Here is a 21,640-nt window from a genome sequence, read left to right on the forward strand (position 1 = left end):
ATTATGCCCCCTCATTTACTACAGCGTAACTGCTATTTTTCTTCATGGATAATCTGTCTTGCACAAAATCATAAATTTGCCGCATAAGAGCAAAGATAAGAATAGTAGCGATTGTATAATGCCCAATTGCAAGAAGTTCTGGCTCAGCGGCCCGCCATGAAAAGCGCGCCCAAGCCGCCAAGCATTGTAAAAGCAGGATAAGAACAAAAAAACGCCATTTCTTGTCAAGGCAAACCACAAGCATTAAAAAAGTTGATAAAAGACTCAGACCTATAATAAACGCATAATATATTACCGTCTCAAGTAAAGAAAGTAAGGCGTCCCTATCAAGACTAAAGGCCCCTTTTAGGATTTTCACAGCTTCTGGTAGAGATGTAAGCAGTGCAAGCCCTATAGCAGCTCCCCAAATCCCCATTCCCACGCCCAGTGCTGCCTCTACACCATTGCCATTATCTTCTGCCACCCAATGAGAGAGCAAAAAAAACTGCATAATCGCCATGCCTATAGGGAATAGACTAACAGCAAAAACAATATTAGGCGTACTATAAGCAGAAAAATCTAAAATCAAACTGCCTATCATACGCATAAACTCGTATAGAAAAAAAACCAAAAGCACATAACAACCAGCGCTTGACCCAATAATCGCCTTCGTACCTTTAAACGCTTTAACCAAAGAGAGTAACCAGCGGTACCCCAATATAAGCGAAAGCGCCAAAACATAATAAGGAAAATAACTCGCAGCGCCATAAACATAAAGAAAAACAAGACACAAAACAACGAGCAAGAAAACCAAACGTTCAACAAATGTTTTTTTCTTTATCAAAGGAAAAATAATCAGCACCAGACAAAAAACGGCGCCGATAACAGATAATGTCAATTTGTCAAGCATTATTGTAAGCCTCAGAAATAGAATTTATTAATATTGCATAGCCTGAAGAAATGCCAAACATAGACAAAAGACCAACCGCAAAATGAATTACAAAAGGCAGATAGAAATAGGCCTTGCGCTTATCTTGGAAACCAAGATACATAAAGCGCGTATTTACAACATGCATCAATACAATCATGCCCGCGGCAATAAGATCGCTGATCGCTTGTGAACAAGATTCAAATGCGACATAGCCCGCCATTTGTGGTGCCCTATCAACACGGTAATTCAAGTAAAGAAAAAGAGCTGGGAGGGTCTTATAGCATAAGTCTAGAACACCCCAGCCCACCCCGAAATAAAGGACCTCACGCGCAGCTAATTCTGGCTTATATACGCGAAGCAACCACAAACGCAAAAGCTCCGCAGTTAAAACTGATATCAAAAGGATAAAAAAGGGATAGCTTGCAGCAACCAAACTCATGTAATGCACCACCTGCTGCTGGCTATTATTAGCAACAAACAAAGCAGGCAATGGCAACAAAGAACTCAAATATATAAAATCTGCCCCAATACACAAGGTAGCAACTGCACCACAGAACCCAAGAACTAAATATTTATATAAGTAGTGCTCGTGCAGAATTAAAAGCATGCCAAGATAACATACCAAAAGCAAAGATAAGTCTGGAAGCCTACTTTCACTATGTGGATAAGCGAAGATGATAGCGCAGGAAAGTCCAGCTAGCCCCCCCAAAATGACGCGCTCGCCCAACAAGCCATTGTTTTTAAGGACACGAGGGCTGGAACTTATCCCAAAACTAAGCAGCATTCCAAAAATTAAGTCAGACATATAATTTCCTTAAAGCGCATTGCCCTCCCAAGCATATCAAGATGTTATTGCGGGAGAGAAACTCCCTGCTAAGAGGCTGATAGCGTACCCCTTAGCAAGGCCTTTACCTTGTTAAAAAAGCCAGGTCAAACAACAATTTCACCACTTAGAGCGAACACAATCCCAACCAACTTTAGCAATACCCGCGGCTGCTCCACGGACCCCGCCTACTATTGCGCCAGAAACTGCCCCTATTGGAGTGGCAGCTCTAGGCTTTAGGATAACCCAAAGAACTATAGTCTCCTGTCTTCTCACTCAGTTTTCCTTTTAAACGGGTTAATCACGCTAAGCTTCACATTCTTTGATTTAATGTGACGCGCGTACACATAAACAACAAACATCAAACAAATCCAACTTCTAACCATTCCATAGTCATCATCTGTATGAACAAACGCTACATAATAAGAAACAAAGAGGCTAAAAAACAGCTCTGCAAGAACATCAAGGACCAACCAATAATATTTCTTTGTAGTAACAAAGAGAACCATCAAAAATGTCAAAAAAACTTGGCCCGTTAGAATAGCGAAACCAAACACTGCATAATCAAACATTTTTTTCACTGCCTCCCTGTTTGCAAAACCTATCTGTTGATAGATTTCTCGAAGGTCTGATAAAAGCAGTGATGACACAAAAAAGACACCTATGGCAAACCCACAGCCAATACAAATGCTTAAATCTAGCACTGACATAGATTTTTCCTTCAAAGCTTTAGCAATTAGGACATAGCGAGCCACCCCTATCATCAACGGAATAATGAAAAGCAGATAAATATAGCTCGAAAGCTGCAGATCAAAAAAATCTAACAGAACGCCATCACTCATAACAATAAAACCAGCTGCCATGAAAAAAATGAGGCAACTTGCAATAATGGCCAAACTAAAGCATTTTATATTGTTTACTATATTGGGTATAAATTCAATGCAAAAAGAAAGAAAGAACATGATTATAGGAACAGGAGGAGATGTTATCGGCACACCGACTATATACTCAAAGGCATACATGAGGGGAGGGGTAACCAATGCCGCCACTATGAATGCAACCATGCTCCTGTATAACATGCTTTTTCCATTAATAGCAATAGTTTTGAAGAATAGATACACGCCAAACCACAGACAAAAATAAACGAGCACTAAACAAAACGCGTCCATAGCTCCTCCTGTGCAATATTCCAAACATAAAGGTGGCACCTTTTACAGCACCACCATTCTAAGCTTTAAGATAACCCAAAGAACTACATCAAAAGTGCATCAACATCCCACACCTGAATGAGCAATAGATCGACCCAAAGACTGTATGCCACACTGGGCAGCAGCCACACCATAACCAACATAACCGCCTATGGTGCCTCCGAAATAACTGCCTAGACCTCCCCCCAAGCTTGCTGCGACCATTGCAGCATAAGGATTACGCCCTACCGCTGCTCCTAAGACAAAACCACCCAGAAAGCCAACCTTACCACCATACTGGCTACCAAACGCAAAACCAGAGTTATATTTGCTACTAAAATTATCGGCACCGCAATAATCGTGCGAACCACTTGAACTTCCCATTTATTTTCTCCAATTTAGTGTATAAATAAATCCTCCCAAGGTTACTTATACCCCGCGCCCGAACGGTTTCCTATAATCAGCCACCGAAACATCTCTGGAGATATGAATGCACTTTCATGCAAGTTCATATTTATAATATAGAGTTACAAAGTCAAGGATAATATGTCAAAAATATGGCATATTTTAGTAAATTTATGCTTACTTATTTTATGTATTTAAACTTAATAGTTTATATTATGAATAATAATAATGAAAGGCAAATAAGGTTCTCTTGGTTTACAAAATATACTAAAAGTATATAAATATAATGATAGAGATATTTATTGTTACAATTGCAATCAGAATCATAGATTTAGTTAACCCATTTATATTTCAAGCGATTATTGATCGTATCATTCCGTTTTTGGCAAAATTTGAGAAAAATCATCCGCGCAAGGTCTCTGCTCCGTGACGGCTCACACGCAAAAAAAGCCCGCCAAGCACGGCTTTTAACCGCCTCACAAAACGCCAACAATAAGAATTAGAAAAGTTGTAACAAGATAAATGGTACGGTTGGTGGGATTTGAACCTACGACCTCTGGTGCCACAAACCAGCGCTCTAACCAACTGAGCTACAACCGCATAAAAAGCAAGTCTATCATAACTGCTCACGATTTTGTAAACATTTATTCTCTGCTTATGTGACATAAGGAAGATAAACAAAGTTTGCAAGCCCTTTAAAAAAAATCTCGCAATTTTTTGTGAAGAAAAAATGTTTTTTACAAAGGAAATTTTTACAAGGCAAATTTTGCCCAATCTTCAACACTCTGATCACGATAGCTTTGTATGTTATCAATACCATCTTGCTGCATAAACTGCAAAATTTCTTTGAGAATATTTACAACAAGACTTGGTCCCTCATAAACCATCCCAGTATACAATTGTACCAAATCTGCGCCTGCTTTTACTTTTTCCAAAGCGGTTTCAGCATTCTTTACACCACCAACACCAATAATTGCAATGTCCTTCCCTAACTTTTGACGCATTTTTGCAAGCACAATAGTAGAAAGCTCAAAAAGTGGACGACCAGAAAGTCCCCCCTCTTCAGTACTTAAAAGGTTATTTTTAAGTCCTTGGCGTGAAAGAGTCGTATTGGAAACAACAAGACCATCAAAATCAGAATGCTTTATTTCTTCAGCAATATCATCCAATTCTTTTTCTGATAAATCTGGTGCAATTTTTAAAAAAAGTGGAACAGAAAATCCATGCTTTTTCTCTTGCTCCTTTCGCGCTTGTGAAATGGCATTCAACAAAAGATGCAAACTATCACGAGCCTGTAAATCACGTAAACCCGGTGTATTAGGAGAAGAAATATTAACCGTAAAATAATTCGCAACATCATAAAAATGAGCAATGCCAGCAGTATAATCGTCAATTTTGTTGATCGTATTCTTATTGGCTCCAATATTGATCCCTACAATACCAGTTTTTTGACATATCCGCAGTCTATCGTAAACAACTTGATGCCCGTCATTATTAAAACCCATTCTATTAATAATTGCTTCATCTTCTTTTAAACGAAAAAGCCGTGGTTTAGGATTGCCAATCTGAGGCTTTGGTGTCACTGTTCCAATTTCAGTAAAAGCAAATCCTAAACGAAAAATTTCATCCACAACCTCTGCATTTTTATCAAATCCCGCCGCAAGACCGGTAAAATTTTCAAACTCAAGCCCTGCAATATTTACACACAATCGCTTATCAACAACCTTTTGACAACCATTTAATCCACTCTTCAGTCCGACAATCGCTAAACGGTGCGCATGCTCTGGATCTAACATAAATAAAGCAGAACGGCCAATACAACGAAAAAAACTCATCAATCCTTCTCCACAACATAAAAATGATCCATCGCACCTCATATACACCTTTTAACATAAAAGATCGCTAAGAGAGCATATTATTCAAATAATATCCCACCCTTTCATAAGAAAACTTATCACATCATCGGCTTGCACACGAATTTTTACGGAACCTGAATAGAAAAATTTTTCTCTTTTTCACAATTGTTAGTAATTAAATATGTTTGTAAATCCTAAATCTTATAAAATGCAAAATACCCGTATGACGTATAAATTGAAACATCAGTGGCTCTTCAGCAAACCATGGTCTTATCTCTTACAAGCAAGCTCATAATCCCTTTATAAAGAAAATGATCTCTATTCCCTAAACTCCTTTGTATAATATCATTTTCAACAGAAATAAAAGTTGCTCCATAAAGCTGTTTTTCTCCTAGCATTGAGAGTCCACAGTTCGTAAAATCATTCTTACATTCATACCATTGTTACGCCATTTAGCAGCGTGGTATTCAACCGTTTGTAATATATTAATAAAACTTTGAAGAATCCGCGTTGTTACCATTACTGGTGCACAAAATACAGTTTTGCATCTATAGATGCTTGATCTAACATACAGTCTAAGTAATGACAGTTGATCATTAAACGCACACTTATCGTACTAGCGCTTTACAAACGAAAATGATCTTGTAAAACCTATATCTTTCATATCTATAAACTGATAAAATGTGACTCCAATGGGAGGCAAACCCTTCATATAAAGCAGAACGCCATTGGGTTTCTCATTCTTTCTTTAAAGAAATATTTCTTAATGCTCTTCAACCCATTTCACGACAGCATCCGTGAATGGATATAACGATAAAGCCCCAATAAAATATATAAAACTTATAGAGTACAACTATCTTTACATTTATGGTACAATAAGCCAGCACTATCACATATTTTTCTCATTCTAAATGTTTCTACAACTCTTAGCACTTGAGATGATTGATAAGAGGCATTTTTATTTCTTTCTTTCGTGCTTTTTACCAACACACCAGCCCTGTTTATGACATTCAAGCATGTGATTTTATTTGATTCAATGAGAGAGAGACTGTAATGAGAAAATCTTACGATATTCGACGTTATGATTTAAGTTAAAAGGGATGATTTATCATCATAAATCAATGTGTTATCTTCTGTTAAAATTATGATCATTGTCAACCTATGCAATAAAATACAAATAGCTTTTAGATAAGCTTACGCTCCTCATTTCTCTAGCACTTGCTGAGTTAAGAGGAGGTAAACTATAAGTTTTATGTCCGCTTCATCAATCCATTTTCTCATCAGAGCTGAAATATAATTTTTTTATTCTCAATTCTCTTTTTACACCAATATATAATACTGACATTCACGAATCTTCCTGAAAGAAGATACAGTTTTTATCAAAAAAGCTCCTCTATGAGAGATATGTATATTCAAATAGAATCCATCGAGCTCTTTATTAAGCCTCATAAAGTTATTGGAAAATAATATGAATGTTGTAGTATAATCCTAAAGATAAAATCTGCCCTTTCCTTTTTCATCAAAAGCGGTAAGTAAATTACCGTATATCACTTACATAAAGGGGAAACCGCAATGCTTAAAGAATTCAAAGAATTTGCCCTAAAAGGTAATATGATTGATCTTGCTATTGGTGTGATTATCGGGGGCGCTTTTGGTAGCTTGGTCAATTCAGTGGTCAATGATATTTTTATGCCAATCATTGGGCTTGTTACAGGTGGAATTGATTTTTCTAATATGTTTATTCAACTTGCTGGCGAAAAACAAGCGACTTTGAGTGCCGCCAAAGCAGCGGGAGCAACTATTAGCTATGGGCACTTTATAACTTTATTGATCAATTTTCTCATTATTGCTTGGGTTCTTTTTTTCTTCGTTAAAGCTATGAATAAAATCCGTAGAAAAGAAGAAGGAGAAAAAACCCAAAAAACCTCTTCAGAAGAACAACTTTTAACAGAAATTAGAGACCTTCTAGCTAAGAAAAAGTAAATTTATACAAGATTTATATCATGGAACGTGAGGAAAAAACATTTCCACAGTCGTTCCATGATTGGGTTTTGAAAACAATAAAAATTCTCCCCCACTTTCTTCCACCATTGCCTTACACATGGGAAGTCCTAAGCCTGTACCCATAAAAGCACTGTCACCAGATCGACCATCTTTGCGCTCTACTTGACCATAAGGTTGTAGGGCTTGTACAATCTCTTCTTCGCTCATTCCTATACCATTATCACTCACTGAAATTTTTACGCGTTCTTTTCTATAAGAAACATGAATAACAATCTGACCACCCAGGGGAGTAAAACGAATAGCATTGGAAAGAAGATTCCATATAATCTGGCGAAACATTTGTTGTGATACAGGAATAAATGGAACATGTGGTGGAGCAACAATGCGCATGATAATGCCATTATGATTGGCTTGAGTTTCAAGAAAAGCTATCGTCGCACGTAAACAGGATATTACATCAAATGTTTCAGAAATAAGGGAAGAATTACTCTGGCTATTGGAACCAGAGTAATTGATCTTTGAACATTCTAGTAATTGGTTAATGAGTGATAATATATGTTTTCCAGAGGAGATAATATCACGTAAATATCCATGATAACGCTCATTTTCTATAGAACCAAAACGCCCCTCTCTCATAATTTCTGCAAAACCAATAAGAGCATTCAAAGGTGTCCGTATTTCATGAACAACTCCAACGATTTTATTCTCTTCTGCTTTTTTTTCTTCTGATAGAACTTTTTTTGTTATGTCACGTAACATAACAGCATAATTGCCTTGCTGTGCCAAAAATACAATCGTTATAAAAACAGTTCTATTTTTATGACTTTTCGTCATTAAATCAGCTGTTTCACTGCATTTTAAAACCTGGTTTTTTTTCTTCATACGAATTAATTTAAAATATTTTTCAACCAAAAATCGGCTTGGCAAAGTAAAGAGTGAAGAGAGTGATTGTCCTCGTAGTTCATTTATTTCATAACCCATTAACGCTAAAGCAGCCTTACTTGCTGATTGAATAAAGCCCTGTTCATCTAACCATAAAACACCATCTGTTGCTGTATCCAACAATGATAAAACTGCAGCGGGTTCTTTTATGGGCACTCGTTCGATAGCATTTACTGGCAATGTTTGTGGATGTGGTAACTGAATGGCCGTTTCTTCAACAAAATTTTCTCCTTTTACTGATGGATTCAATTCATCACGTAATTGCTCTGCAATCTCACGAAAAGCTGAGCGCTCTATCTCCGTAAGGTGCGGCATTTCCGTCGCTAGCTTTCCACTTCTTTTTTCTTGAACTTTTTCTTGTATTTTTAAAATACCAAAACCACGAAATCCCTTAAGTTGCTTTTTAACATCAAAAATTGGCAAAGCCGACAATTCAACATCAAGCCATTTTGAGCAACCATCAACGGGCCATTGAACAATCTCTTTACTCCACGGCATAGCTGCTTCAATAAAACGACTGAGAACCTGATATCGATCATCATTAAATTGATGAGCAAGCTCATGAAAACTAAATCCTAGAATAGAGGAAGAGAGAGGACCAACAACTTCAGCTAACTCTTTTGAAACTTCACAAAATAAACCATTGTGATCGATTTTCCACGTAAAAGGCCTAGGCAAAAGCTCTGGTGTAAAACAAAAAGCTTCTTGCTTACATTCTAATCCTCTTTTACTTAACTCATCTGCTTTTAATGACATAACTAAAACTAGAAAGTGTTGGATTAACTCTCAAATGAATAATGCTAATTTATTTAAAAATACCTGCTCTCGTTAAAAACTTGGTATCCCATTATCAATTATCTGTAGCAAAATTTTGACTGTTTCACCAACAAAACAAGAGTAAAAAAATCTTCCAACACTGTTACTTATTCCCCTATTATTGAATAAAGCTTGTTACAAAGAAAAATTCCCTCACATAAAATAGTAACTCCCAAAAGAATGTACTTATTTCGTGCATTCATAAGCCTGTCTTAAAGAAATAACTTGTTCAAAGATTATTTTATGACGGAATCAGCAAATGTTGTAATGTAAAGACCTCATAAAGGATATCGCAGCATTATGATTTACCTTTTTATCTTTCTAAAAGAGATCGCTCGCACTATTACTATACTCGTCCAGTGCATAATATAGCCATAGCTCTTGTGTTTGAAAATATTCATAAAAGGTATTTTGGTTCCTTTTAAATATTTTTTATCCTCCACCGCTTCTACTATGATGTACAAAAAACGATTTTGATTGTTTCAATATAAACAGACTTGAGACGAGAAAAGTTTACGATACTTGAAACTTTTACTTAATAGGAATAAAGATAATTTATTTTTATAATTCAATATATTGTATTATCCACTACCTGAAACTAACAAATTTTTTAAATAAAGTTTCCTGTCACAACACCTTATCTTGCGCCAAAATATCAAATAATCATAAACTCAGCGTAATGTTTTAAAGCATCCCAGCTCTTTAGGGACTCTTCTTATGATGTTTTCCAGAATACTTCAAAGACTCTTTTTTCATCAAAACCACTATAGAAAAAAATAAAACACGCATTCGCTCTTTAAATAATGACTATCTAACATTTAAAAGTCGCATATTTTTAAATATGTTCGTTTATTTTCCTTCATTGAGTAAAATTTCACGCTTTCCAACGTGATTGGCGGCCCCCACAATGCCTTTTTCTTCCATACGCTCAACAAGAGAAGCTGCTTTATTATAACCGATTGAAAGACGGCGCTGAATATAAGATGTTGAACATTTTTTATCACGCATAACAATCTTTACAGCTTGGTTATAGAGTCTCTCACTCTCTTCATCAAAATTTTCTTCCTCAAGAGTTTCAGCCGTTGAATCAGTAGAAATATCCTTATTGCTTTCGTCTTCATTATCTGTGACCGTTGCTAAATAATCAGGTTTTCCTTGCATTTTAAGATGAGCAACAATCGATTCAACTTCTTCATCACAGACAAAAGGTCCATGAACGCGTACAATGCGCCCCCCACCTGCCATATGAAGCATATCTCCTTGACCTAAAAGCGTTTCAGCCCCTTGTTCGCCTAAAATCGTACGACTATCAATTTTTGATGTAACCTGAAAAGAAATGCGGGTAGGAAAGTTTGCTTTAATTGTCCCCGTGATAACGTCAACAGAAGGACGCTGCGTTGCCATAATCAGATGGATACCCGCCGCACGCGCCATTTGTGCTAAACGCTGAATGGCATTCTCAATTTCTTTTCCTGCCACCATCATAAGATCAGCCATCTCATCAACAATCACGACAATATAAGGAAGCTGTGTAAGATCCATGGCTTCTTCATGATAAAGCATTTCCCCTGTTTCTTTATCAAAACCCGACTGTACAGTACACATGATCGTTTCGCCTTTTTGAGCCGCAAGTGCAACGCGTGCATTAAAACCATCAATATTACGCACACCTAATTTCGCCATTTTGCGATAACGCTCTTCCATTTCTCGAACCGCCCATTTTAAAGCGGTGACCGCTTTTTTAGGATCTGTTACAACAGGTGTTAAAAGATGTGGAATGCCATCATAAACAGAAAGCTCTAACATTTTAGGATCAACCATGATCAAACGACACTGCTGGGGCGTCATCCGATAAAGAATCGACAAAATCATTGTATTAATTGCAACAGATTTTCCTGATCCAGTTGTTCCTGCAACCAATAAATGAGGCATTTTTGCTAATTCTGCAATAACAGGCTCACCATTAATCCCTTTCCCCAAAGCAAGAGCAAGCTTAAATTCACTTTCACGAAAAGAACGCGTTTGGATTAATTCCCGTAAATAAACAGTTTCACGAACCGCATTAGGCAACTCAATCCCAATAACATTCCGTCCAGGAATGACAGCAACGCGTGTGGAAATAGCAGACATAGAACGTGCAATATCATCAGAAAGATTAATAACACGCGATGACTTTACACCCGCAGCAGGCTCAAATTCATACATTGTTACAACTGGCCCCGGATGAACATGGATAACTTCACCCTTAATGCCAAAATCTTCCAAAACACTTTCCAAAAGTCCAGCACCACGTTCTAATGTTTCCTGAGAAATCACCGTCCCTTCATGGAAAACAGGTTTCTGTAGTAAACTAATCGGAGGAAACTCATAAACATCACAGTCAATAGATTGAATATTTTTCATAAAAGAAGAATTATGATTGCCTAAGGGCGCGCGGGTAGATTGCAATGTTTTCGTTTTGTCGCTTGCTTGCATAACAGACAACTCTTTTGAATTCTTTATGACATCTTTTGTTTGGCAATCGATAGCATTATGGGCAACAGTATTATGGGGTCCCTCCGTCTCTATAGTATCCCCAGTGTTACTTAATACCTCAGTATCATTTAACATATGAGTGGAATCTTCAACAGAAAGCTTAGAATGATACTCTTTAGGTTCCTTTATAGGATCATTACTCGTATTCATTAAATCAGAAATTTGCTCAACGCCTTTCATCCTTTCCGTTGGAGATTCTGATGTAATTGAATCATAGAGTTGCGGAAAGCGGTATTCAAGAACACGGTAAAGAGCCGTTATTGAGTCATCAAAGGTAGAAGGGATATCAAGTGTATCAGGTGTCATTTCATTTGTTATATCAACCGGTGTATCATCCTCTTTTGAAGTTTGAGTATCCACAGGTTCAAATATCAAAGGCCCACACTCAAAAAATGCATCATCAGAAAGGTGTAGAGAAGGCTTTATTTTTTGTAGCTCATTTTTCACGTATAATTCATACTCTGGTTTATCTTCTTCAAGGAAAATATTGGCTGATTGTATGCTAATAGCTTGCTGTGACAACTGCTTTAAAACTGTTGAATGACAAACTGAGGTTTTATTCTCTATCGATTGGGGATTAATGACTTTTTTTGTCGATGTAATATTTGTTGTTTTCTTGTTAGAATGCATAATCTCTGTAGTTTTTTTTCGATTTTGATTCGTAAAAGTTTTAAACTGTTTTGCAAAAACTGGATCTGCTTCTATACGACGACGTAAAATCTCAACTTCTGGGGTTCGTGTAAAACGGACATTTTTTCCGAGGGTAAACGCCTTTTTCCACACTTCCGGATAAGGAAATATCTCTGTAATTTTAATAGATAAATCTTCTCTTGATGCACCTTTCGTACCATCATCAGACCAAGAAGATGTAGAAATAGATTTTGTTTTCGAATTATGCATGGGCACCCAACAAATTTATAGCAATGAAAAAAAATGACCTTTTCAAAAAGAATTTATAGAAGCTATCATATGAAGGTTAATAACCTTTTGCTGATGGTTCCTTTTTAATGAAAAAAATAAGGCCAAAATGCATAATATTTTTTTAAAGTTTATGACAGAAATTGCTAAGGTTTATGGTGTCTTAATCGCACATACTCCATTTATTTTGAAGAAAACTTCATGATAAAAAGCGTCAAGAAAATTGTCTACACCTCTCTTCCCTTTCCCTTTTATAAAAACGATGAATCCCAATAATACAAACAGTTATAGAAGCATTTCTCTATTTAACGCTCCATATTTGATGATCATAACACAATCTCATTTCTCGCGTTTTCATAAGATTATCCTTGTTATCTTCGTTTAAAAAGGCTTAGACTAAGATAATCATAATTACATAAACACAAATAGAAAAAAGGGAGTAAATTATGTTCAATAAACGGAAATTTTATATCAATGGTCTATGGGATAATCCAAGTACGCCCCACGATTTTGACGTCATTAATCCATCAACAGAAGAAGCTTGTGCTATCATTAGCCTTGGAAGCACAAAAGATGCCGATAAAGCAATTAATGCAGCAAAAGAAGCGTTTCCAAAATGGAAAACAACTTCACCAAGCGAACGTCTTGGATTCGTTGAAAAAATTTTAGAGATTTACGAAAAACGTTCCAAAGACATGGCTAAAACCATTTCAATGGAAATGGGAGCACCGATTGATATGGCGTTTAATGCGCAAACTGCAGCCGGCGGTTCCCATATTCGCGATTTTATCGAAGCTTATAAAGAGTTTTCGTTCCAAGAAACTTTAATAAAGGGAAATGAACACGCAATCCTTCACTACGATCCTATAGGCGTCGTAGGATTAATTACGCCATGGAATTGGCCCATGAATCAAGTAACTCTTAAAGTTATCCCAGCTCTGTTGGCGGGCTGTACCATGGTGTTAAAACCCTCTGAAATTGCGCCTCTTTCTGCTATGCTTTTTGCTGATTTTTTAGATGAAGCCGCACTTCCTGCCGGTGTTTTTAATTTAATCAATGGTGATGGTGCAACTGTCGGCTCTTACCTTTCAGCACATCCAGATCTAGAAATGATCAGCTTTACTGGTTCAACCAGAGCAGGAAAAGATATTTCTAAAAATGCCAGTGCTACTTTAAAAAGAGTCTGTCTGGAACTTGGAGGAAAAGGTGCAAATATCATCTTTGCTGATGCCGACTCAGATGCTATACAGCGTGGTGTAAGACATTGCTTTTATAATAGTGGACAAAGTTGTAATGCACCGACTCGCATGCTTGTGGAACAAAACATCTATGACAAAGCCGTAACAATAGCCAAAGATATTGCAGAAACGACAAAAGTAGGACCAAACTGGCAAGAAGGTAATCATATTGGACCTGTCGTTTCAAAAAAACAATATGACAAAATTCAAGATCTTATTCAATCGGGAATTGATGAAGGGGCAGCTCTTGTTGCAGGGGGAACTGGTTTACCTATAGAGATGGAACGCGGTTATTATGTCCGTCCAACAGTCTTTGCTGATGTAAAACCTCATATGCGTATTTTCAAAGAAGAGATCTTTGGTCCAGTTCTCTCGATTCTTGCCTTTAGTACAGAAGAAGAAGCCATCGCTTTAGCAAATAATACTGAGTATGGTCTTACAAACTATATTCAATCACAAGATCGCAACAAATGTCGTCGTATTGCGGCACAAGTACGATCCGGTATGGTGGAAGTTAACGGACATGGATTACCTGATGGAAGCTACTTTGGAGGTGTAAAATTCTCTGGGCGCGCTCGTGAAGGGGGGCATTGGGGAATTAAAGAATTTCTCGATAGCAAAGCAATTTCGTACTGGTAAAATCTTATTAAAGATTTAATAGGAATCGTATGGTCATACAGAAAATAACGGATGAAGGTGCTCTTGGGCAACGTCTTGATCAGTGGCTTGCAAAACAATATCATAATGCGCTCTCACGTTCACGTTTGCAAACCCTCATCCGTGAAGGCTGTCTTAAAATTGATGGTCAATTCATAAAGGAACCAAAAACAAAATTAAAACCTAACCAAATAATTGAATTGGTGGTGCCTGACCTTCGTGATGCAGGACCTAGCGCTGAAGCCATTGCATTGGACATTCTTTTTGAAGATGATCATGTCATTGTTATTAATAAACCAGCCGGTCTTGTTGTTCATCCTGGCAATGGTAATTGGACTGGTACGTTGGTTAATGCCCTTATTCACCACTGTGGAAATAGTTTATCTGGTATCGGTGGTATTAAACGTCCTGGCATTGTCCATCGCCTTGATAAAAATACAAGCGGTGTTATGGTTGTTGCAAAAAATGATCTGGCTCACAAAAGTCTCAGTGTTCAATTTTCTGATCATGGACGGACCTGTGCATTAGATCGACGCTATCATGCCTTGATTTGGGGGATACCTCACCGCAACATCTGCACAATTGATGCGTCACTTGGCCGTTCACCCCATAACCGAACAAAACAAACTGTCGTCCATAACCAAAATCCTCATGCTCGTCATGCTGTTACACATTTTTCACTGCTTGAAAAATATGCTAGTCATGCGGACTCGACTCCTTTTGCTAGTCTTCTGGAATGTCGTCTGGAAACTGGACGTACCCATCAAATTCGTGTTCATATGGCGCATATTGGACATCCACTCGTAGGTGATACGGTTTATGGAAATGCCTTTAAAACAAAATCAAACACTCTTAATCCCACTCTTAAAAATGCAATCGATCAATTCAACCGACAAGCACTCCATGCCGCAAATATTACTTTTGAACATCCTTCTACCGGTAAAGTTATGTCGTTTTCTGCACCAATGCCTCAAGATATGACTAAACTTATTAAGCACTTAAAAAAAATGAATTGAAACTTTTCTCCATCTCAAGATTTCACAATAAAATATCTTTTTTTGAACAAAATTAAAAAATATGCTAGAGTGAAGTTAGAAGGATAGTTGGCTATCTTAAACATGGAATTTGCCTTATTAGGGAATTCAGATAAAAGGAGGGTGCTATATGGCCCATATGAATTTATTATCAGTAATCACAGGTGATGGCGGATTAAACCGTTACTTAGAGGAAGTGCGTCGTTTTCCAATGCTTGAGCCAAAAGAGGAATATATGCTCGCTCAACGTTATCGTGAGCATAATGATTTAAAAGCTGCACATAGGTTGGTTACCAGTCATTTGCGTCTCGTCGCTAAGATTGCGATGGGATATCGCGGTTATGGACTGCCCATTGGAGAAGTCATTTCAGAAGGCAATATTGGACTCATGCAGGCTGTTAAGCGTTTTGAACCAGAGCGTGGTTTTCGTCTGGCGACCTATGCAATCTGGTGGATTAAAGCATCAATCCAGGAGTATGTATTGCGATCTTGGAGTTTGGTGAAAATGGGGACAACAGCCAATCAAAAGCGTTTGTTTTTCAACCTTCGTAAGTTAAAAAATAAACTTCAAGCACTTGATGGTGGCGATCTTAATACAGAGCAAGTAAAAGAAATTGCAACCCAGTTGAATGTCACAGAAGATGAAGTTGTATCGATGAATCGCCGACTTGGTGGTGATACTTCACTCAATGCGTCCCTTCGTACAAAAGAAGGAGAAAACAGCGAGTTGCAAGATTGGTTGGTGGATGAGTCTAACAATCAAGAACAAATTTTAATTGAAAAAAGTGAATTGGAAAATCGTCGTTCCATGCTTAGCAGTGCTATAGAAAATCTCAATGAACGTGAAAAACGCATATTCAAAGCACGTCGTTTAAACGATATACCATTAACTCTAGAAGAACTTTCTGGTGAATTTAACATTAGTCGAGAACGAGTACGACAGATTGAAATGCGTGCATTTGAAAAAGTGCAAAACTCTATCAGAGATTCTGCTTTATCTCAAAGTCCAGTATAAGACTTTAAAATTAGGTATAAAGCCAATGGCTTGCACATTCTTAAATTGGGAATGAAAAAGGTATCTATTGGCTTTGTGCTTTTAAATGAATCTCTCAAACTCTTTAGGTTATTGATGCGTGCGCTTTAGTGAGTACGTTTAAGTACGAATAAAAATGGATAGTAAGAAACAATCTTTTATCTTATTTGCATCTATGTTTTATTCTTTTGTCCGAGAGCTGTTAGTTTATCTTGTTGTGAAAGCCATTTTCCAATAACTTCATTAAAAATGAACTCACCTGTGGGGCCTTTTGAAAAGGTTAATTCATTTATGCGTCCGTTTTTATCCGTTAACACCAACCGCATCCAATTTAATTTTCGCATCAATTGTAAATTTCGATCGAGAAATGGATGATTTCTACTCAATGCAACAAGAAAAAAATCATCGTTAATCTTTGCAGAAATAGTTCTTGTTAAAGCCTGTCCAATGGATTGTTCACTTGCTTTAAAAGTTAATGCTTGAACATTGCTTATAGCTTTTCCTGAAAATTTATCAGAAAGAATAAAAATAAGGTCCATAATATATGCAGCAGGAAATGACCGATCGGTATTACGACGTAAAATTAACCGTAATGATAACCCTTCATCGGGAATTTTTATATCACCTTGTATAGCCATTTCTTCTGGAGCCCCCTTTACATGAGATTCCCTTATAAGCGTCCAGTGAACGCTTCCCGTTGCTACCTTTTCTTCATCATAATTTGTACGTGCTTGATAAAAAACAGCTTCACCTGATTGTTCAAGCGATTGCAAATTGCTGGCAACAACTGTTGAGATTCCTTCTTCATCGGAAGAATCTGTCGCTTGTTTTAAACCAACATCAACTTCACTCCCATCTTCTAATAAGCGTTGTGTTAACTTTCTCTTAACCGAAAGTTTCTTCGGTACCCCGTGAGAAGCTTGAAGATTTTCTCCTAACAATTGATGATCATTTGATACAAATACACGCTCCCCAATAAAAAAAACACCAACCGTTAAAACAACAAAACTCACAACAGCAACAGCACTTATCACAATACGCCTTTGCACCAATGATTTATTAGCACGACGTAAAGCTTGAGAAAAAATATGAGAAACAATATGCGGATTATCTTCTTGTGAAGGAGAAACCTTTAATGCATAGTGATTAACATGCTCAGATGACACACAAGCTTTCATATTAACAGGCTCCGCCTCTGGCATATCCGATACACAAGGATCATCAACGACTTTGTTACCCTTTGAATCTGTGACAAAATCCTGCTTGCTTTTTGTATTTATCTCTGAAAATTCATTATTCTTTGGTAATATGGTTTCTTTTATATATTTTTTATCTTCATTTATATTTGTGGGATTCCACCCAATAACTGAAGTAAGCAATTTCTTTTCAACTGCTAAATATTCTTCTTCAACAGTTTCAATAGCACTTTGGAGAATCTTTCTTTGCTCATCTGCTATTGCTTGCGGCATTTTTGCTGTTAAAAATTGATGTTCTAACGTTTCGATAGCCCGTTTATAAATCCGCTTACGCACTTGTGGTGTAACATTATTTCGCGCATTAATTGCCTTTTTTAAGATTCCAACGAAATCTACCATTTCCTCTATAATCTCTCTTAAACTGAGAAAAGAAACCCCAGCCCTAAAGCCAAAAAACTTTTTAGCCTCATAAATTAATTGTCATTTATATTGGTGCAACTATCGTAATAGTGTAAAATGAATATGAAAAATAAACAATGTTATTTTACACCTTTCTCTTACGCGCTCTTAAACAAGCTCTTTCTTAAAATCCACAGAGATGAACAAAGAATCTATATAAAAACCTAAAAACAATCATCAATTTGCAAAGGGATCTGTAATAAGAATAGTATCTTCACGTTCTGGGCTCGTGGATAATAAAGCTACTTTTGTATTAATCAGCTCTTCGATATAGCGTATATATTTAACAGCCTGCACTGGTAAATCTTCCCACCTTAATACATGAGCTGTTTTTTCCTTCCAACCTTCTAATGTTTCATAGATAGGCCTTACACGGGCTTGAGCTCCCATGGAAGAAGGTAAATAATCAATTTTTCTACCATCAAGCTCATAACCAATACAAATTTTTATTTCATCCAAACCATCCAGAACATCAAGTTTTGTCAATGCTATACCTTGCACACCACAAATTGTTACCATCTGACGCACTAAAACTGCATCAAACCAACCACATCGACGCTTTCGACCCGTTACAACACCAAATTCATGTCCATGTGTCCCAAGAAATTCACCAATATCATTTATCTGCTCTGTCGGAAATGGCCCCTCTCCAACACGTGTAGTATAAGCTTTTGCAATACCCAAAATATACTGAATGACTCTAGGTCCCATCCCAGATCCTGTACATGCCTGCCCAGCAACTGTATTCGATGATGTTACATAAGGATAAGTTCCAAAATCATTATCGAGTAAAGCACCTTGTGCCCCTTCAAAAAGAATGTGCTTTCCCTCCCGATAGCCCTCATCTAAAAGATGCCACGTACAATCCATAAAGGGCAGAATTTCATCTGCAACTTGCATTAATTCATCATAAAGTGCTTGAGAATCAATCTCTGCAACACCCATCCCACGACGCAAAGCATTATGATGCCTCAAAAGTCGCTCAATCTTAGCCATAAGCGTGTCTTTTTCTGCTAAATCCATCACTCGGATAGCACGACGTCCCACCTTATCTTCATAAGCCGGTCCAATCCCACGCTTTGTTGTCCCAATTTTTAAACCTGATAAACCGCTTTCTCGAATTGCATCAAGATCACGATGCAAAGAAAGAATTAAGGGAGCATTTTCAGCAATCCGTAAAATTTCTGGTGTAATTTTTATTCCCTGATCACATAGTTTTTTTAATTCTGCAACAAAATGATGAGGATCAACAACGACACCATTACCAATGATTGATAATTTTCCACGAACTAAACCAGACGGTAAAAGTGATAATTTATAACTCACCCCATCAATAACCAATGTGTGGCCAGCATTATGCCCCCCCTGATATCTCACCACGATATCTGCGCGCTCAGACAACCAATCTACAATTTTACCTTTGCCTTCATCTCCCCATTGTGTACCCACAACAACTACATTGGCCATAACTTTCTCCGTCGTGTTTGGTCAAAAAAACCGTATCCAAAAACAAATACTTTCCTTATAACGAAACCTTAGAGTAAGTGCGACTCCTCATTTCAGATTTTTCTCAATCTTCAAGAAATTAAATTTTTACATTTATGATAATAAAGATGAGCAAATACAAAAACATTCTAAATCTGTCATTTTTGTTAGAAAAAGTAAAAAATTAGAAATTTCAATTTATGCTTTTCTCCCCTGACAAAACATTCATTTTCCCTCTTAATCTATTACAATTCATGTAAATGATTCAGAAGTCGTTCTAATATAAGAATACGAAAGATCATTATAATCTCTCGTATCCTTTTTCTGTTTCAAAACGCGTTGTGAAAATCACCTGTCTTATTTAAAGCTGTGCCTTTTCAAATTGGAACGCCCATTCAAGCCATTGTGTTAAAATTTCAAGGTCGGAAGCCTCAATTGTTATACCCGCCCAAATTCGAAGCCCAGGAGGAGCATCACGATATGAACCGATATCATAAGCAACACCTTCCTCAGCAAGACGATTCACAACCGCTTTTATAAAAGATACTCGCTTTTCAGTGTCTAAAGCTGTAATTACTGGATCCACAATATCTAAACAAATAGATGTGTTAGAACGCACCTCAGGATCTTTTGCTAAATATTCTAACCATGGTGTTTTACGAACAAAGGCATCGAGTACAGAAGAGTTTTTCTCAACCCGTGCTCTTAATGCCGCAGCCCCTCCTAGAGACTTTGCCCACTTCAACCCATCAAGAAAATCCTCAACACAAAGCATAGAAGGTGTATTGATTATCTTTCCTTTAAAAATATCTTCGTTTAATTTTCCATTTTTTGTCATACAGAAAAGTTGAGGCATAGGCCAAACTGGAACATGGTTCTCAAGCCTCTCAACAGCACGAGGACTTAAAATGACCATACCATGTGCTGCTTCACCTCCCAAAACTTTTTGCCATGAAAACGTAACAACATCTAATTTTGAAAAATCAAGATATTGTGCAAAAGCTGCAGATGTTGCATCACAAATGGTCAATCCTGCTCGCTTATTCGGAATGAAATCCGCATTCGGAATACGTACACCAGAAGTTGTCCCATTCCATGTAAAAACAACATCACGATCAAAATCAAGTTGTGTTAAGTCTGGGATTTCACCATATGGGGCTTCAAAACGACGCACATCAGAAAGCTTTAATTGCTCAACAACATCTTTATTCCACCCAAATCCAAAACTTTCCCACGCCGCCATATCAATGCCACGCTCACCTAATAAAGACCATAGAGAGGCTTCAACAGCACCGGTATCTGAACCTGGCATAATTCCTATACGATGATCAGAAGGAACCTCAAGAATCTCACGGGTTAAATTAACAACTTCAGCAAGTTTTAATTCTGCTTCTCTTGATCTATGCGAACGCCCAACTAATGCATTTTTAAGAACATCAAAAGTCCAACCAGGTCGTTTGCTACAAGGACCTGAAGAAAAATTAGTATTATTGGGACGACTGCTTGGTTTTTGTAACATTATCATTATTTCTCCCCTTTTTATATGTTTTTCTTCCTTTATAAAGAAAAACAAATTGTTATAAAGACTAATCAAGCGTCTTTTTAGAAAAAAATCAAAAATGTTTTCTATTATTTCGTAGGCTTAAAATTCACGGAAACTTTGTAAAAAAATCTTTCTTAATCATGCCTCTAAATTGATTCTTTTAATTTTTTTCGTATCATCACCACGATAAGATAGCATTCTGATAACAACACCCTACTCTATCACAACATACCTATCAAGTTTATTTTATGATAAAGATTCATTAATAACTTTCTAGAATAGGGAGATAAATTTATTAAAAAATCAATTATTTTTCTTTTGATGACTGGACAGAGAAAATTTTAATGTTATAACCGCACACGCTCTATATTTTTTATGAAGCATGCCCAGATAGCTCAGTAGGTAGAGCAGCGGACTGAAAATCCGCGTGTCCGTGGTTCGAATCCGCGTCTGGGCACCACTTTTTGTGTTTAACATATTGAAATATATAGATTTTCTCTTTAATTGTCTTTTTTAAGACCACCTTTTAGACCACCCTTTACGGTTTATACAACTTTATCTAATTTACTCCTATTTGCTCCTTATTTTTCTCTGGAGTA

General features: G+C 37.1%; 15 protein-coding genes and 2 tRNA genes. 5 read left to right on the forward strand and 12 right to left on the reverse strand.

Features of this window, described 5'->3' with window-relative positions; genetic code table 11:
• Position 1: 1 nt before the first annotated feature.
• The 7 genes from PVV59_RS04560 to PVV59_RS04590 all read right to left on the reverse strand — a co-directional run bounded on the left by PVV59_RS04560 (position 2) and on the right by PVV59_RS04590 (position 5,160).
• The gene (locus tag PVV59_RS04560) at positions 2 to 889 is read right to left on the reverse strand and encodes a hypothetical protein (RefSeq protein WP_273754851.1); all 888 of its coding nucleotides are present in this window, start codon (positions 887 to 889) and stop codon (positions 2 to 4) included.
• The gene (locus PVV59_RS04565; RefSeq protein ID WP_273754853.1) at positions 882 to 1,715 is read right to left on the reverse strand and encodes a hypothetical protein; all 834 of its coding nucleotides are present in this window, start codon (positions 1,713 to 1,715) and stop codon (positions 882 to 884) included. The genes PVV59_RS04560 and PVV59_RS04565 overlap by 8 nt, the downstream gene beginning before the upstream one ends.
• A 138-nt stretch (positions 1,716 to 1,853) precedes the next feature.
• Complete coding sequence (locus PVV59_RS04570) at positions 1,854 to 2,009, reverse strand: hypothetical protein (RefSeq protein ID WP_273754855.1); 156 nt, start codon at positions 2,007 to 2,009, stop codon at positions 1,854 to 1,856.
• Positions 2,006 to 2,902, reverse strand: coding sequence for a hypothetical protein (locus PVV59_RS04575; RefSeq protein WP_273754857.1), 897 nt, complete (start codon positions 2,900 to 2,902; stop codon positions 2,006 to 2,008). Before PVV59_RS04575 ends, PVV59_RS04570 begins: the two co-directional genes overlap by 4 nt.
• Before the next feature lie 99 nt (positions 2,903 to 3,001).
• The gene (locus PVV59_RS04580; protein ID WP_273754859.1) at positions 3,002 to 3,304 is read right to left on the reverse strand and encodes a hypothetical protein; all 303 of its coding nucleotides are present in this window, start codon (positions 3,302 to 3,304) and stop codon (positions 3,002 to 3,004) included.
• 544 nt (positions 3,305 to 3,848) lie between these two features.
• Positions 3,849 to 3,925: transfer RNA gene (locus PVV59_RS04585), tRNA-His, on the reverse strand.
• A 152-nt stretch (positions 3,926 to 4,077) separates the two neighbouring features.
• A complete protein-coding gene (locus PVV59_RS04590) occupies positions 4,078 to 5,160 on the reverse strand; it encodes a quinone-dependent dihydroorotate dehydrogenase (RefSeq protein WP_273754861.1) in 1,083 nt (360 codons plus the stop codon).
• Between the two features lie 1,593 nt (positions 5,161 to 6,753).
• On the opposite strand from PVV59_RS04590, the gene mscL reads away from it, so the two are divergent.
• The gene (gene mscL / locus PVV59_RS04595; protein WP_273754863.1) at positions 6,754 to 7,164 is read left to right on the forward strand and encodes a large conductance mechanosensitive channel protein MscL; all 411 of its coding nucleotides are present in this window, start codon (positions 6,754 to 6,756) and stop codon (positions 7,162 to 7,164) included.
• Positions 7,165 to 7,182: 18 nt separating this feature from the next.
• Here mscL and PVV59_RS04600 read toward each other — a convergent pair whose 3' ends face one another.
• Entirely contained in the window at positions 7,183 to 8,883 is a 1,701-nt protein-coding gene (locus tag PVV59_RS04600; RefSeq protein ID WP_273754865.1) for a PAS domain-containing sensor histidine kinase, read from the reverse strand.
• A gap of 909 nt (positions 8,884 to 9,792) precedes the next feature.
• Positions 9,793 to 12,378, reverse strand: a complete 2,586-nt coding sequence (locus tag PVV59_RS04605) for a DNA translocase FtsK (RefSeq protein ID WP_273754867.1) — start codon at positions 12,376 to 12,378, stop codon at positions 9,793 to 9,795.
• A 464-nt stretch (positions 12,379 to 12,842) separates the two neighbouring features.
• Between PVV59_RS04605 and PVV59_RS04610 the strand changes: the two genes are divergently transcribed.
• From PVV59_RS04610 to rpoH, 3 genes are all read left to right on the forward strand, one after another.
• The gene (locus PVV59_RS04610; protein WP_273754869.1) at positions 12,843 to 14,273 is read left to right on the forward strand and encodes an aldehyde dehydrogenase family protein; all 1,431 of its coding nucleotides are present in this window, start codon (positions 12,843 to 12,845) and stop codon (positions 14,271 to 14,273) included.
• Between the two features lie 29 nt (positions 14,274 to 14,302).
• The gene (locus PVV59_RS04615; protein ID WP_273754871.1) at positions 14,303 to 15,307 is read left to right on the forward strand and encodes an RluA family pseudouridine synthase; all 1,005 of its coding nucleotides are present in this window, start codon (positions 14,303 to 14,305) and stop codon (positions 15,305 to 15,307) included.
• Positions 15,308 to 15,455: 148 nt separating this feature from the next.
• On the forward strand, positions 15,456 to 16,340 hold the full coding sequence (gene rpoH, locus PVV59_RS04620; protein ID WP_273754873.1) for an RNA polymerase sigma factor RpoH: 885 nt from the start codon (positions 15,456 to 15,458) through the stop codon (positions 16,338 to 16,340).
• A gap of 191 nt (positions 16,341 to 16,531) precedes the next feature.
• Here the strand turns inward: rpoH and PVV59_RS04625 are convergent, their stop codons facing one another.
• The 3 genes from PVV59_RS04625 to PVV59_RS04635 all read right to left on the reverse strand — a co-directional run bounded on the left by PVV59_RS04625 (position 16,532) and on the right by PVV59_RS04635 (position 21,023).
• Positions 16,532 to 17,953 carry a hypothetical protein gene (locus PVV59_RS04625; RefSeq protein ID WP_273754874.1) on the reverse strand — a complete coding sequence of 474 codons (1,422 nt, stop codon included), beginning with the start codon at positions 17,951 to 17,953 and terminating at the stop codon, positions 16,532 to 16,534.
• 237 nt (positions 17,954 to 18,190) lie between these two features.
• Positions 18,191 to 19,480 carry an adenylosuccinate synthase gene (locus tag PVV59_RS04630; protein WP_273754876.1) on the reverse strand — a complete coding sequence of 430 codons (1,290 nt, stop codon included), beginning with the start codon at positions 19,478 to 19,480 and terminating at the stop codon, positions 18,191 to 18,193.
• Positions 19,481 to 19,859: 379 nt separating this feature from the next.
• Positions 19,860 to 21,023: a phosphoserine transaminase gene (locus PVV59_RS04635; RefSeq protein WP_273754878.1), complete on the reverse strand. Its 1,164-nt coding sequence runs from the start codon at positions 21,021 to 21,023 to the stop codon at positions 19,860 to 19,862.
• Positions 21,024 to 21,425: 402 nt separating this feature from the next.
• Between PVV59_RS04635 and PVV59_RS04640 the strand changes: the two genes are divergently transcribed.
• A tRNA-Phe gene (locus tag PVV59_RS04640) sits at positions 21,426 to 21,501 on the forward strand.
• Positions 21,502 to 21,640: the final 139 nt, after the last annotated feature.

Source organism: Bartonella sp. MM73XJBT.G (assembly GCF_028618435.1).
Taxonomy (GTDB): Bacteria; Pseudomonadota; Alphaproteobacteria; order Rhizobiales; family Rhizobiaceae; genus Bartonella.

Coding starts and splice junctions, on each gene's coding strand:
- PVV59_RS04590 (WP_273754861.1), bottom strand. CDS start 5,160: ATGAGTTTTTTTCGTTGTATTGGCCGTTCTGCTTTATTTATGTTAGAT.
- PVV59_RS04565 (WP_273754853.1), bottom strand. CDS start 1,715: ATGTCTGACTTAATTTTTGGAATGCTGCTTAGTTTTGGGATAAGTTCC.
- PVV59_RS04560 (WP_273754851.1), bottom strand. CDS start 889: ATGCTTGACAAATTGACATTATCTGTTATCGGCGCCGTTTTTTGTCTG.
- PVV59_RS04635 (WP_273754878.1), bottom strand. CDS start 21,023: ATGATAATGTTACAAAAACCAAGCAGTCGTCCCAATAATACTAATTTT.
- PVV59_RS04575 (WP_273754857.1), bottom strand. CDS start 2,902: ATGGACGCGTTTTGTTTAGTGCTCGTTTATTTTTGTCTGTGGTTTGGC.
- PVV59_RS04605 (WP_273754867.1), bottom strand. CDS start 12,378: ATGCATAATTCGAAAACAAAATCTATTTCTACATCTTCTTGGTCTGAT.
- PVV59_RS04630 (WP_273754876.1), bottom strand. CDS start 19,480: ATGGCCAATGTAGTTGTTGTGGGTACACAATGGGGAGATGAAGGCAAA.
- PVV59_RS04625 (WP_273754874.1), bottom strand. CDS start 17,953: ATGGTAGATTTCGTTGGAATCTTAAAAAAGGCAATTAATGCGCGAAAT.
- mscL (WP_273754863.1), top strand. CDS start 6,754: ATGCTTAAAGAATTCAAAGAATTTGCCCTAAAAGGTAATATGATTGAT.
- PVV59_RS04610 (WP_273754869.1), top strand. CDS start 12,843: ATGTTCAATAAACGGAAATTTTATATCAATGGTCTATGGGATAATCCA.
- rpoH (WP_273754873.1), top strand. CDS start 15,456: ATGGCCCATATGAATTTATTATCAGTAATCACAGGTGATGGCGGATTA.
- PVV59_RS04615 (WP_273754871.1), top strand. CDS start 14,303: ATGGTCATACAGAAAATAACGGATGAAGGTGCTCTTGGGCAACGTCTT.
- PVV59_RS04580 (WP_273754859.1), bottom strand. CDS start 3,304: ATGGGAAGTTCAAGTGGTTCGCACGATTATTGCGGTGCCGATAATTTT.
- PVV59_RS04600 (WP_273754865.1), bottom strand. CDS start 8,883: ATGTCATTAAAAGCAGATGAGTTAAGTAAAAGAGGATTAGAATGTAAG.